Source organism: Embleya sp. NPDC001921 (genome assembly GCF_053594475.1).
Map to the genome: position 1 here is coordinate 123,936 of NZ_JBSFEO010000008.1, position 12,899 is coordinate 136,834.

9 protein-coding genes are annotated in these 12,899 nt (G+C 72.8%); 6 read left to right on the top strand and 3 right to left on the bottom strand.

Going from position 1 to position 12,899, the window contains the following annotated elements:
* Window positions 1-31: 31 nt before the first annotated feature.
* Window positions 32-2,821 (top strand): LuxR C-terminal-related transcriptional regulator, encoded by a 2,790-nt coding sequence (locus ACWCPW_RS11975; RefSeq protein ID WP_449761429.1) that lies wholly within the window; start codon window positions 32-34, stop codon window positions 2,819-2,821.
* 259 nt (window positions 2,822-3,080) lie between these two features.
* On the opposite strand, the gene ACWCPW_RS11980 is transcribed toward ACWCPW_RS11975, so the two are convergent.
* From ACWCPW_RS11980 to ACWCPW_RS11990, 3 genes are all read right to left on the bottom strand, one after another.
* The gene (locus ACWCPW_RS11980) at window positions 3,081-3,839 is read right to left on the bottom strand and encodes a GntR family transcriptional regulator (protein ID WP_449761430.1); all 759 of its coding nucleotides are present in this window, start codon (window positions 3,837-3,839) and stop codon (window positions 3,081-3,083) included.
* 156 nt (window positions 3,840-3,995) lie between these two features.
* Window positions 3,996-5,405 (bottom strand): aldehyde dehydrogenase family protein, encoded by a 1,410-nt coding sequence (locus tag ACWCPW_RS11985; protein WP_449761431.1) that lies wholly within the window; start codon window positions 5,403-5,405, stop codon window positions 3,996-3,998.
* A gap of 166 nt (window positions 5,406-5,571) precedes the next feature.
* The gene (locus tag ACWCPW_RS11990; RefSeq protein ID WP_449761576.1) at window positions 5,572-6,432 is read right to left on the bottom strand and encodes a dihydrodipicolinate synthase family protein; all 861 of its coding nucleotides are present in this window, start codon (window positions 6,430-6,432) and stop codon (window positions 5,572-5,574) included.
* 315 nt (window positions 6,433-6,747) lie between these two features.
* Between ACWCPW_RS11990 and ACWCPW_RS11995 the strand changes: the two genes are divergently transcribed.
* From ACWCPW_RS11995 to ACWCPW_RS12015, 5 genes are all read left to right on the top strand, one after another.
* Window positions 6,748-7,752, top strand: a complete 1,005-nt coding sequence (locus ACWCPW_RS11995; protein WP_449761432.1) for an ABC transporter permease — start codon at window positions 6,748-6,750, stop codon at window positions 7,750-7,752.
* A 71-nt stretch (window positions 7,753-7,823) separates the two neighbouring features.
* Window positions 7,824-9,590 carry an ABC transporter substrate-binding protein gene (locus ACWCPW_RS12000; RefSeq protein ID WP_449761433.1) on the top strand — a complete coding sequence of 589 codons (1,767 nt, stop codon included), beginning with the start codon at window positions 7,824-7,826 and terminating at the stop codon, window positions 9,588-9,590.
* Between the two features lie 117 nt (window positions 9,591-9,707).
* Window positions 9,708-10,682: an ABC transporter permease gene (locus ACWCPW_RS12005; protein WP_449761434.1), complete on the top strand. Its 975-nt coding sequence runs from the start codon at window positions 9,708-9,710 to the stop codon at window positions 10,680-10,682.
* Window positions 10,682-11,722: an ABC transporter ATP-binding protein gene (locus ACWCPW_RS12010; RefSeq protein ID WP_449761435.1), complete on the top strand. Its 1,041-nt coding sequence runs from the start codon at window positions 10,682-10,684 to the stop codon at window positions 11,720-11,722. The genes ACWCPW_RS12005 and ACWCPW_RS12010 overlap by 1 nt, the downstream gene beginning before the upstream one ends.
* Window positions 11,719-12,852 carry an ABC transporter ATP-binding protein gene (locus ACWCPW_RS12015; protein WP_449761436.1) on the top strand — a complete coding sequence of 378 codons (1,134 nt, stop codon included), beginning with the start codon at window positions 11,719-11,721 and terminating at the stop codon, window positions 12,850-12,852. Before ACWCPW_RS12010 ends, ACWCPW_RS12015 begins: the two co-directional genes overlap by 4 nt.
* Window positions 12,853-12,899: the final 47 nt, after the last annotated feature.

Consider the following 12,899-nt stretch of genomic DNA (forward strand, 5'->3'; position numbering starts at 1 on the left):
CGCCCCTGCGCGGATCCGTTGGTCGCGCACGATGATGCACGGGAGGGCCGAGGAACGGCGGCTCGTCGAAGGTCTGTTGGCGGACGCACCACTGGGCCGAAGTGCCGTCCTGGTCGTGCGCGGCGCACCCGGGGTGGGCAAGACCCGGCTGTTGACGCACGCGGCCCGGGTCGCGGCCGAGTCGCCGGGCACGCGGGTGATCCGCGCCACCGGCATCGAGTTCGAGGCGGAACTGCCGTTCGCCGGCCTGCACGCGCTGCTGCTCCCGGTGCTCGATCGGCTGGACGCGCTGCCCGCCGCACAGGCGGACGCGCTGCGCACGGCGCTCGGGTTCGGGCGGGCCGAGCCCCGGGACCGGTTCCTGGTGGGTCTTGCCGTGTTGTCGTTGCTCGCGGAACTCGCGCGGGACGGGGCCCTGTTGTGCGTCGTGGACGACGCCCAGTGGCTGGATCGCCCGTCGACGCAGGCGTTGCTGTTCGCCGCCCGTCGGCTCACCAACGAGGGTGTGCTGATGTTGTTCGGGGCCCGCGACGAGGGTCCGGAGCCGCCGGCGGTCGGGTTGCCCGAGTTGTCGCTGCGCGGGCTGGACCGGTCCGCGGCGACCGCGCTCCTCGCCGAGGGCGCCCCCGATCTGGCGGACGACGTGCGCGCACGGATCCTGGACGAGACGGACGGAAACCCGCTGGCGCTCATCGAATTGCCCGCCGCCCTCACCCCCCGGCAACGAGCCGGCGACCTCGGATCGCCCGCCGCGCGCCCGCACCCGGACCCGTTGCCCCTGACGCAGCGGCTCCGGGACGCGTTCGGCGCGCGCACCGACTCTCTCGCCTACGCGACGCGCGCCCTCCTGCTCGTCGCCGCCTTCGAGGAGAGCGGCGACCTCGACACGATCCGCGCGGCGGCCGGCGCGCTCGGTGCGGACGCGGCCGCCGTCGCGTCGGCCGAGCGCTCGGGGCTGCTGCGCCGGGCCTCGGGCGAGACCGTGCTCTTCCGGCATCCGCTGGCCCGCGCCGCCGTCATCCAGGGCGCGTCGGCCGAGCAACGCCGCGCGGCACACCTTGCCCTCGCCGACACCGCGGGCACCGGGCGAGCGAGTTCGCCGGACGCGGCCGACCGACGGGCGTGGCACCTCGCGGCCGCGGCCGACGGGCCGGACGAGGCGACGGCGTCGGCCCTGGAGGAGGTCGCCGATCGGGCGGGCAGACGCGGCGGATTCGCGGCGGGCGCGACCGCCCTGGAGCGTGCCGCGGAACTCTCGCCGGACCCGCTCTCGCGCGCACGACGGCTGACCGGAGCCGCCGAGGCGGCCCTCGCCGCCGGTGAACCGCGCCGGGCGACGCGGGCGGCCGGGCGGGTCGGGAGCGAACTTGGCGAACCGCTCCTGGCCGCGCGGATCGCCCGAGTGCGGGCGACCGTCGAGTTCGAGGACGGTTCGCCGGCACGCGCCGCCCGGTTGCTGGTCGCCGCCGCGGCCACGCTGGGCGGTGCACACCGGGAGCAGGCCGCCGCGTTGTTGATGGAGGCGGTCCGCAACGGCTACTTCGCGGGCGAGCCGGAACTGGCCCGGGACGCGGCCGACCGGTTGCGCGCGATCGCCGGCGACACCGTCTTCGTCCGGGCCCTGGACGGACTCGCGCACCTGCTCGCCGGCGAACCCGCGCGAGGGCTGCCGGCCATGCGCGCGCTGTCCGACGCGGTACGGGCCGACCTCGGGTCCGGTGCGGCCCATGGCCCCGGCGAGCGGCTGATCGCGGGATCGATGGGCATGATGACCGGCGACGACGACGCGTCCGCCGACATCCTGGTGGCGCTGGTGGCCGATGCCAGGACCGCCGGACTGGTCGGCTGGTCGGCACATCTGCTGGAGCATCTCGCGGTGGTCGAGGGCTTCCTGGGCCGCTTCCGCGAGGCGCGTGCCCACGCCGAGGAGGGGCTGGCCCTGGCCGAGAGCATCGGCCAGGCGCACCGGGTCGATCATCTGCGCTGCGTGCTCGCGTGCCACGCGGCGGTCGCCGGCGACGAGGGGCTCTGTCGCGCGTCGGCCGAACCCGCGGTGGCGCGCGCGACCGAGCGCGGGATCGTGCGGACGTCGGCGTGGGGGGTGATGGCCCTGGGACTGCTCGATCTGTCCCTGGGCCGGGTCGACCACGCGCTGGACCGGCTCGAGACCGCGTCCCGGGGACGCATCGGCCATCACCTCGGCGCCACGTTCTTCGCGCCCGATCAGGTCGAGGCGGCGGTGCGCAGCGGACAGCCCGCCCGCGCCGCCGCGCCGCTGGCCCGCTTCGAGCGCTGGGCCGCCGCCGCGAACCGGCCCTGGGCCGACGCCGTGACGCTGCGCTGTCGGGCGCTGCTCGCGGCGGAGGGGGAAGCGGGCGGGCTGTACGCCGAGGCGGTGGTCCTGCACCAGCGCGGCGGGCGTCCGTTCGAGCGGGCGCGGACCGAACTGCTCTACGGGGAATGGCTGCGCAGGGAGCACCGCAAGGCCGAGGCCCGCTCGCAACTGCGGTCCGCGCTGGAGGCGTTCGACCGGATGGGGGCGAGACCGTGGGCCGATCGGGCCCGGGCCGAGCTGCGCGCGACGGGCGTGTCGATCCCGACCGAACCCGCGGGATCGATCCTCGACCGGCTCACTCCGCAGGAACTCCAGGTCGTCCGGCTGGCCGCCGACGGGCTCTCCAACCGCGACATCGCCGCCCAACTCTTCCTCAGCCCGCGCACGATCGGCTACCACCTGTACAAGGCCTACCCCAAACTCGGCATCACCTCCCGCGTCGAGCTGGCGGCCCTGGGCAACCCGGCGGCTGCCTCGGGCAGATGACCGGTCCGGCACCGAGGGCGCCTGCCGCGGGCGTGTGTCGGTGTGCGGATCAGCGTTATGGATCTTGTGGCGTGGTCAGGTTGGCCGAGTGTTCGCGCGGGGGACACGCCGCGGCTGCATGTGTCCACCCGTGCCGACCGCCCCCGTGCCGACCGGGTGCCGGCGAACCTGGATCGGTGAGGGTGATCGCGGAGGTCCGCGTTCGGCGCGGTGGTCGGGAACCGTGGTGGGTTCCCGGCCACCGCGCCGGCGACGCGCGTTATTCGGGTGCGGACCCGGGTGCGGGCTCGTGGGCCGGGTCGGACCAGAGCGAGCGGATGTGGCCGAGGTGTTCGCTCATCGCCGCCCGCACGCCCTCGCCGTCGCCGGCGAGCAACAGGTCGAGGATCTCCTCGTGTTCGCGGGCGGAGGCCACCAGCGCGCCGCGTTCGGCGAGTCGGGTGAGTCCGTACAGGCGCGAGCGCTTGCGCAGGTCGCCGACGACCTCGACCAGGCGCTGGTTGCCGCCGAGTTGGAGGAGCCCGAGGTGGAACTGCCGGTCGGACTCCAGATAGCCGATCAGGTCGCGTCGCTCGGCGGCGGCCACGATCGCGGCGGCCACCGGGCGCAGTGCCTGAAGCGCGGCGGGGTCGGCGGTCTCGGCCAGGCCCACGACGATCGGGATCTCGATCATCGACCGGATCTCGGTGTACTCGTCGAGGTCGCGTCCGGACAGCGCGGTGACCCGGAAGCCCTTGTTGCGGACGACCTCGACCAGACCTTCCTTGACCAGGTCGAGCATCGCCTCGCGCACGGGGGTCGCCGAGACGCGGAACTGGGCGGCCAGGCTCGGCGCCGAGTAGACGACCTCCGGGCGCAGCTCACCGGCAATGAGGGCGGCACGCAGGGCGTGCGTCACCTGGTCGCGCAGGCTGCGGCGCTCCTGCACGAACGGCAGATCCAGGGGCCGCTCCGGCGTGTTCGCCGCGGCGGCGGTCTCGCCGGTCGGCTCGGTCGGCACTTCGGCGTGCGCTCTCATCGGATGTCCTTCCTCGAGGCGGGGTGCACCTCGAAAACCTGTGCAATGTGCAATGTTACAGTCTGTTCGGCATTGTGCCCACCACCTCCCCGTCCCGTTCCCGACGCGTGCTGCCCCGGAGCTTCGGCATTGCGGCGCTCGCGTGCTCCGGCGTGCTCACACAGCGCCCGTCGGATTCGCCGGCAGCAGGCTCACGGTGCGGGTGGCGGTGTAGAAGTCCGCCGCGGCGCGGCCCTGTTCGCGCGGCCCGTGGCTGGAGGCCTTCGTTCCGCCGAAGGGCAGGTGGAAGTCGACACCCGTGGTGGGCGCGTTGACCTTGACCAGGCCGGTGTCGATCCGGTCGACGACGGCGAGCGCGGCGTCCAGGTCGCGGGTGTGCACCGACGCGACCAGGCCGTGCGGCACGTCGCGCGCCAGCTCGATGGCCCGATCCAGGTCGCTCGCGCGTTGCAGGACCGCGACGGGGCCGAAGATCTCCTCGTGCAGCACGGCGTGGCCGGTCGGCACCCGCTCCAGGATGGTCGGGGTGGCGAACCAGCCCGCGCCGTCGTACGCGCGGCCCGCGGTCAGCACCCGGCCGCCGGCGGCGAGCGCCGAGTCGAGCGCGTCGCGCACCCGGGTGCGGGCCGCCTCGGTGACCACCGGCCCGCACACCGTCGCGGCGTCGGCCGGGTCGCCCACCGGCAGCGCCCGGGCGGCGGCGTCCAGCGCCTCGCGCAGCGGATCGGGATCGCCCACCACGATGATCCGCCGGGTGGCGGTGCACTTCTGGCCCGCGTAGCCGAACGCCGCCGCGATCAACTGCGCGGCGGTGGCCCGCACATCGGCGTCCGGCAGGACCAGGGCGGCGTTGCAACCGCCCATCTCGGCCTGCACGGGGACCCCTCGAACGGTGGCCGCGCGGACCACGTCCAGGCCCACGGCGGTCGAACCGGTGAACGAGACCACGTCGGCGGCCTCGACCACGGCCGCACCGGTGGCGGCCTCGCCCGGCAGCACGGTGAACAGGTCGGCCGGCAACACCGCGTCGAGCAGTTCGGCCAGGCGCAGCGCGCAGCCGACCGCCTGCGGGGCGGGCTTGAGCAGCACCGCGTTGCCCGTGGCGAGCGCGGGCGCGGCCTTCCAGAGCGGGATCGCCAGCGGGAAGTTCCACGGTGTCACCAGCCCGGCCAGGCCGTACGGTCGGCGTCGGGTCAGCAGCAGGCCGGGGCCCGAGGCGGGCTCGTGCACGGAGCCGACCGGGTCGTAGACCTGCTGCGCGTTGTAGCGCAGGATCGCGATGGCGCGGGTGATCTCGCCGCGCGCCTCGCCGATCGGCTTTCCGACCTCGCGCACGATCAGGTCGGCGAAGGAGTCGGCGGTGGCGGCGAGTCGGTCGGCGGCGGCGCCGAGCGCGGCGCACCGGGCCGAGGCCCCGGCCGCCACCCAACCGCGTTGGGCGGTGCGGGCACGTTCGGCGGCGCGGCGCACGTCGGACGGCGACACCGCGGGTGCCTCGGCGACGAGTTCGTCGGGGTCGGCGGGGTTGTGGCTGCGCACCGGCGGTGCGGCGGACGTGGTGGTCACGGCGGGAAGCCCTTCGGGAAGGGGTCGGTGGATCGATCGGGATACCGCGGGTGCGCGGTGATCCGGGCGCGCCCGGTGACGGCGGGCCGGGGTCGGCGGGACGACCGGTCGGCCGGACGGCCCGGCGGGAGTCGGCGTCGTGTCGGCCGGGTGCGGCGGCGCCGGTTCAGCTCAGTCCGGCCGCGAGGGCCCGCTCGGTCGCCAGCCGGACGCTTTCCCGCGTCTCGGCGTTCAGCGGCCGGCGGGGCGGACGGCAGGGGCCGCCCGGCTTGCCGACCACGTCCATGGACAGCTTGATCGCCTGGACGAACTCGGTGCGGGTGTCCCAGCGCAGCAGCGGGTGCAGGACGTCGTACAACTCCCGGGCCCGGGGCAGGTCGCCGGCGACGGCGGCGCGGTAGAGCTCGACGCAGGAGTGGGGGAGGACGTTGAGGAATCCGCCGATCCAGCCCTTGGCGCCGGCCACGGCCAGCTCCAGGAGCACGTCGTCGGCACCCGCCAACAGGTCCAGGCCGGGCGCCAGTTCGGCGATGCGGTAGGCGCGGCGGGGGTCGCCGCTGAACTCCTTGACGCCGACGATGTGGCCGTCGGCGTGCAGCTTCGCCAGTAGTTCGGGGGCCAGGTCCACCCGGGTGTCGAACGGGTTGTTGTAGGCGACGACGGGCAGGCCGACCGAGGCCACGTCGGCGTAGTGCGCGTGCACCTCGGCCTCGTCGGCGCGGTAGGCGTTCGGCGGCAGCAGCATGACCGCCTCGGCGCCGGCCAGGGCCGCCTGCTCGGTCCAGCGGCAGGCCTCGGCCGAGCCGTACGCGGCGACGCCGGGCATCACCCGGGCGCCGCCCACGGCCTCGACCGCGACGCGGACCACCTCGGCGCGTTCCTCGGGGGTCAGGACCTGGTACTCGCCCAGGGAACCGTTGGGCACCACGCCGTCGCAGCCCGCGTCGACGAGTGCGCGCACGTGGTCGGCGAAGGCGTCGTAGTCGATGCTCAGGTCCGCGCGCAGCGGCAGCGTGGTGGCGACCATCAGGCCGCGCCACGGCCGGCGGGTGTGGTCGGTGGGGATCGGGCCGGACACGGGGGCTCCTCGGGTCGATGCGGAAGTCGATGGCAGTGACAACGTCAGTACAATGTCACATTGCTTCATGGTTTCACCAGACCCGGCGTCGATCGCGTCGAAAGTCGAGCGTGGCGGTAAAACCGCAGGTGGATGGTAAAGAAAAGATAAATACAATGTCGCACCTTAAATGTGACACGGTGCAGATCTTGACCATTGCATCGCCCGTGGGCAGAGTTCCCCACCAACCACCCCACCCCGCCGCCTCCCGAGAGGCCCGCCACCATGACCACGCTCGCGCCCCCCACGGATCCGCCGGCGGACCAGGTTTCGCCCGCCGTCGGCACCGCCCCCACCGGGCTGCGCCCCTCGCAACTCGCCTGGCGTCGCTTCCGGCGCGACCGCACCGGGATCGTCGCCGCCTGCGTCGTCGCCGTCTTCGTCGTCGCGGGCCTGGGCGCACCGCTGTTCGCCCGGTGGTACGGGCACGACCCCTACACCACCTACGGCCAGAACCGACCCGGCCTGCTCAACGAGTTCGGCTTCCCGATCGCACCCAACGGCGGCATGTCCGGCGAGTTCTGGCTCGGCCTCGAACCCGGACTGGGCCGGGACGTGCTCACCCAACTCCTGTACGGCATCCGCACCTCGCTGCTCATCTCGCTGGCCGTGGTCGCCATCGTCACCGTGCTCGGCGTGCTGGTGGGAGTGACCGCCGGCTACCTCGGCGGACGCGCCGACTTCCTGGTGGGCCGACTGATCGACGTCATGCTCAGCTTCCCGGCGACGCTGTTCTTCATCGCGTTCACCCCGGTGGTCACCTCGCTGCTGACCCGCCCGGGCGAGCAGATGTCCCCGGTGCTGCGCGGGGCGGTCATCGTCGCGGTGCTCTCCGCCTTCGGCTGGGCCTCGGTGGCCCGACTGCTGCGCGGTCAGGTGCTCTCGCTGCGCGCCCGCGAATACGTCGAGGCGGCACGGGTGATCGGCGCCTCGCCCGGCCGCATCGTGCTGCGCGAACTGCTGCCCAACCTGGTCACCCCGATCCTGGTCAGCGCGTCGATGGCGGTGCCCGCGTACGTCACCACCGAGGCCGCCCTGTCCTACCTGGGCGTGGGCATGGTCGAACCCACCCCCGACTGGGGGCGGATGTTGCTCAAGGGCGCCGAGGTCTACCGGACCGACATCACCTACATGTGCGTTCCCGGCATCTCGATGCTCGTCTTCGTCGTCGCCTTCAACCTGCTCGGCGACTCGGTCCGCGACGCGCTCGATCCCAAGAGCGACCGCTGAGCCCGCCACGTCGCGTCCGGCACCGGTCCCTTCGCCACACCGCACTCGCACGGCAACCCTCGGAAGGAATCATGAACCCTCGGCGCAGACCCACTCGCCTCACCCGAACCGCGCTCGCCGCGCTCACCCTCGCCCTCGGCGCGGCCGCCTGTTCGGGCGGCGGCGGCACCCCGGACACCAAGGAGCCCGGAAAGGGTGCCCCCAAGGCCCAGGTCCGCGCCGTGTCGATCGGCGCCGCCGCCGAGTCGAAGGGCCCGGCCAAGGCACTCCCCGGTGCCAAGACCGGCGGCACCGCCACGGTCCTGGAGCGCGCGGACTTCAACCATCTGGACCCGGCCCGGGTCTACGTCTCGCACGAGCAGACGGCGGAGCTGCTGATCTCGCGTCAGCTCACCACGTACAAGCAGGAGGGCGACCACACCACCCTGGTCGGCGACCTGGCCACCGACACCGGGACCAGCCCCGACGGCGGCAAGACCTGGACCTTCACCCTCAAGGACGGGCTCAAGTACGAGGACGGGTCGCCGATCACCGCGCAGGACGTCAAGTACGGCGTCGAGCGCTCGTTCGCCAAGGAGATCACCGGCGGCCCCACCTGGATCCAGGAATGGCTCGTCGGCAACGCCGACTTCCGCTCGGTGTACGACGGCCCGTACGCCGGCCGCGAACTGGACGCGATCAAGACCCCGGACGCGCGCACCATCACCTTCGCACTCCCGGCTCCGCGCGGCGACTTCCCGTTCGCGGTCGCCATGCACACCAGCACTCCGGTGCCGCGGGCCAAGGACACGAAACTCGAGTACGACAAGCACCCGTTCTCCAGCGGCCCCTACAAGATCTCCGCCCGCGAGATCGACAAGTCCATGACGATGGTCCGCAACGAGCACTGGGACCCCAACACCGACGCGGTCCGGCACGCCTACCCCGACCAGTGGAAGTTCGAGTTCGGCGCGTCCAACCAGCAGATCAACGAGCGGCTGATCGCGGCCAACGGCGGTGACCGCACGGCGATGACCTTCCGCGTCGCGGTCGGCCGCGAGGTCGCCCAACAGGTGCTCACCACACCGGACCTCAAGGCCCGCACGGCGGACGCGGCCACCCCGTACACCGAGTACTTCGAGATCAACAACCGGCGCCAGACCAACCCGAAGATCCGCCAGGCGCTGATCGCGGCGTTCCCCAAGGAACAGGTGCGGCAGATCCTGGGCGGCCCCGCGTACGGCGAGTTCGCCACCACGCTGATGGGCGCGACGGTGCTCGGCTTCGAACCCTTCGACCTGGCCGGCGTGCCGAACACCGGTGACCCGGCCAAGGCCAGGCAGTTGCTGGCCGAGTCCGGCACCCCCAACCCCAGCATCACCTACGCGTACAGCCAGACCCCGCTGTGGGAACAGGTCTCGGTGACCATCGTCCAGGCCCTGCAGCAGGCCGGCTTCAAGGTGGTTCCGCAGCCGATCAACGACAAGAGCTATTACACCGAGATCGGCCGCATGGACAACAAGTACGACCTGTACTGGTCCGGCTGGGGCGCCGACTGGCCCAGCGCCGCCACCGTGCTCCCGGCCAAGTTCGACGGCCGCAAGATCATCGACGACGGCTCCGTCTACAGCCTCTACAACAACCCGGTGATGAGCACCGAGATGGACCGCATCACCGCGATGTCGGACGTCGTGGCGGCCGGCAAGGAATGGTCGAACCTGGAGAAGAAGATCATGGCCGAGGCCCCGGTGGTGCCGTTCGTGTACCGGCGCCAACTGACCCTGTACGGCCCCGGTCTGGGCGGCGTACGAGTCGGCTTCATCGGCTCGACCTATCCGATCGACGTCTGGGTCAAGTAGCCCCGGGCGGGGCGGCCCCGGCTCCGACCGCCGGCGCGGGTGGGCAGGCTCACCCCTTCCCGCTCGCGCCGCCGGGCCGCCCGGCCACTGCCCGGTCCGACCTCCAGTGAGGGCCCCATGTTCCGATTCCTGGTGCAGCGACTGCTCGGTGCGGCGCTGATCCTGTTCATCGTCTTCACCGTCACCTTCTTCCTGTTCTTCGCGATGCCGGACGACCCGGCCCGCCTGTCCTGCGGCAAGACCTGCACACCCGAGACGCTCGCCCTGATCCGACGCGACCTGGGGCTGGACGAGTCGGTACCGATGCAGTACTGGCACTACATCGTCGGCGTCTTCGCCGGCCGCGACTTCGGCTCCTCGCACTGCTCCGCGCCGTGCCTGGGCTACTCGTTCGTCAACCACGAGCCGGTGCTCGACACCCTGCTCGACCGCTTCCCCGCGACCCTGTCGCTGGCCCTGGGCGCCTCGGTGATCTTCCTCGGCGTCGGCATCATGATCGGCATGCTCGCGGCGCTGCGCCGCGGCACCTGGCTGGACAAGGCCACGATGGCGTTCTCGCTGATCGGCGCCTCGGTGACCATCCAGTTCCTCGGGGTGATCGCCCGCTACGTCCTGGTCGACCAACTGCGCTGGCTGCCCAAACCCGAGTACATCCCGCTCCTCGACGACCCCGGCGGATGGACGGGCGGGCTGCTGTTGCCCTGGCTGACGCTGGCCTGCGTACAGGCCGCGGTGTACGCGCGTTTGACCCGGGCGTCGATGATCGACGCGCTCGGCGAGGACCACGTACGCACCGTGCGGGCCAAGGGATTGACGTCCCGTCAGGTCTACGCCAAACACGCGTGGCGGGGTGCGATCACCCCGGTGGTGACCGTCTACGGCATCGAACTCGGCGTCCTGCTCGGCGGCGCGGTGGTCACCGAGACCACCTTCAACATCCCCGGCATCGGCAAACTCGCGGTGAACGCGGTCGCCAACTCCGATCTGCCGATGATCACCGGCGTGGTGCTGATCGCCGCCACCGCGATGGTGCTCGCCAATGTCGCGGTGGACGCCGTGTACGCCGTGATCGACCCCCGGGTGCGTGTGTGATGGCCTCTCCCCTCCTCGCGGTCCGCGATCTGCGGGTGCGCTTCGCCACCGAGGGCGGCGTGGTCAAGGCCGTCGACGGCGTCTCCTTCGACGTCGAGCGCGGCCGTACGCTCGGCATCGTCGGCGAATCCGGCTCGGGCAAGAGCGTCACCAACCTCACCCTGCTCGGTCTGCACAACCCGGCGCGCACCACCATCGAGGGCAGCGCGATCCTGGACGGGACGGAACTGGTCGGCGCCCCCGAACGCGTCCTGCGGGACCTGCGCGGCCAACGCGTGTCGATGGTGTTCCAGGACCCGCTCACCGCCCTGTCGCCGTACTTCACGGTCGGCGCGCAGATCGTCGAGACCTACCGCCGGCACACCGGCGCCGGCCGACGCGAGGCCACGGCCCGCGCCGTCGACATGCTGGACCGGGTCGGCATTCCGCAACCCGCGCGCCGGGCCCGGGAGTTCCCGCACCAGTTCTCCGGCGGCATGCGCCAACGCGCGATGATCGCGATGGCGCTGGTGTGCGAACCCGACCTGCTGATCGCCGACGAACCCACCACCGCGCTCGACGTCACCGTGCAGGCCCAGATCCTGGACCTGCTCGCGGAGTTGCAGGAACAGTTGGGCACCGCGATCATCCTGGTCACCCACGACCTGGGGGTGATCGCCGACGTCGCCGACGACGTGCTGGTGATGTACGCGGGCCGCGCGGTCGAGTTCGGCGCGGTCGGCGAGGTCCTGGAGACGCCCCGGCATCCGTATACCCGGGGTCTGCTCGCCTCGGTCCCGCGTTTGTCCGACGCCCTGGACCGGCCGCTGCGGCCGGTGCCGGGCTCGCCGCCCAGCCTGCTCGCGCCACCGCCCGGCTGTGCCTTCCATCCGCGCTGCACGCAGGTGATCGACGGCCCCGAGGCACCATGCCGCACGGTGCTCCCGCTGTTGGAGCGCGTGCATGCGGGACCCGGCGGCAGCGAGCACGCCGCCGCCTGCCATCTGGACGGGGCGCCGGCCACCGCGGCGCCGACGGACTCGCGAGGAGCCACCCCATGAAGACCAAGTCGCCGGACGCGCCCGAGTCGTCGCTGCTCCGGGTGAGCGGACTGACCAAGCACTTCCCGACGGGCCGAAGCCTGCTGCGCCGTCGCACCGGGGCCGTCCGCGCGGTCGACGGCGTCGACCTGACCGTCGGCGCCGGGCAGAGCGTCGGCCTGGTGGGCGAGTCCGGGTGCGGCAAGTCCACGACCGGGCGGCTGATCACCCGACTGCTGGAGCCGACCGCGGGCACCATCGCCTACCGGGGCCGCGACATCACGCACGCCTCACGCCGCGAACTGGCGCCGATCCGCGCGCAGATCCAGATGATCTTCCAGGACCCGTACTCCTCCCTGAATCCGCGGCAGACCATCGGCACCATTCTGCGCGCCCCACTCGACGTCAACGGCATCGAGCCGCCCGGCGGACGCGAACGCCGGATCGAGGAACTCCTGGAGACCGTCGGCCTCAACCCCGAGCATCGCAACCGCTTCCCGCACGAGTTCTCCGGCGGCCAGCGGCAACGCGTCGGCATCGCCCGGGCGCTCGCCGCCGGACCCAGCCTGATCGTGGCCGACGAACCGGTGTCCGCGCTGGACGTGTCCATCCAGGCACAGGTGATCAACCTGCTCGGGGAACTGCGGCGCGATCTGGGCATCGCGTTCGTGTTCATCGCGCACGACCTGGCCGTGGTCCGGCACTTCTGCGACCGGGTGATGGTGATGTACCTCGGGCGGGTCGTGGAGAGCGCCGACCGCGAATCGTTGTACGAACGGGCCCACCACCCCTACACCCACGCGCTGTTGTCCGCCGTGCCCGGCGCGACCGGCCCGGACGGCGCCCGGCTCGAGCGCATCCGGCTCAGCGGGGACGTACCCAGCCCGATCGACCCGCCCTCGGGATGCCGCTTCCGCACCCGCTGCCACAAGGCGCAGGACGTGTGCGCGACGACCGAACCGCCGCTGACCGCGCTGGAGGGCCGACCCGGACACGAGGTGGCCTGCCACTTCCCGGAGCCGGTCAAGACGCAGCCCGTGCGGGCGCCCGGGTCCGCGCGGCGCCGGCCCGCGGCGAGCGGACCCGTGGAAACCCTGGCGCCGGCGGCAGTCGGGCAGGCATCACCCACCGGAGAGGCCGCGCACCCGTGACCCGACAAGCCCCGGACCACCTTCCCCGCCCCCGGCCGCCCCCGCCG

Excerpts from the sequence above, each read along its gene's own strand:
- ACWCPW_RS11975 (WP_449761429.1), top strand. The coding sequence starts at position 32 with ATGATGCACGGGAGGGCCGAGGAACGGCGGCTCGTCGAAGGTCTGTTG.
- ACWCPW_RS11980 (WP_449761430.1), bottom strand. The coding sequence starts at position 3,839 with ATGAGAGCGCACGCCGAAGTGCCGACCGAGCCGACCGGCGAGACCGCC.
- ACWCPW_RS11990 (WP_449761576.1), bottom strand. The coding sequence starts at position 6,432 with ATGGTCGCCACCACGCTGCCGCTGCGCGCGGACCTGAGCATCGACTAC.
- ACWCPW_RS11995 (WP_449761432.1), top strand. The coding sequence starts at position 6,748 with ATGACCACGCTCGCGCCCCCCACGGATCCGCCGGCGGACCAGGTTTCG.
- ACWCPW_RS12000 (WP_449761433.1), top strand. The coding sequence starts at position 7,824 with ATGAACCCTCGGCGCAGACCCACTCGCCTCACCCGAACCGCGCTCGCC.
- ACWCPW_RS12005 (WP_449761434.1), top strand. The coding sequence starts at position 9,708 with ATGTTCCGATTCCTGGTGCAGCGACTGCTCGGTGCGGCGCTGATCCTG.
- ACWCPW_RS12010 (WP_449761435.1), top strand. The coding sequence starts at position 10,682 with ATGGCCTCTCCCCTCCTCGCGGTCCGCGATCTGCGGGTGCGCTTCGCC.
- ACWCPW_RS12015 (WP_449761436.1), top strand. The coding sequence starts at position 11,719 with ATGAAGACCAAGTCGCCGGACGCGCCCGAGTCGTCGCTGCTCCGGGTG.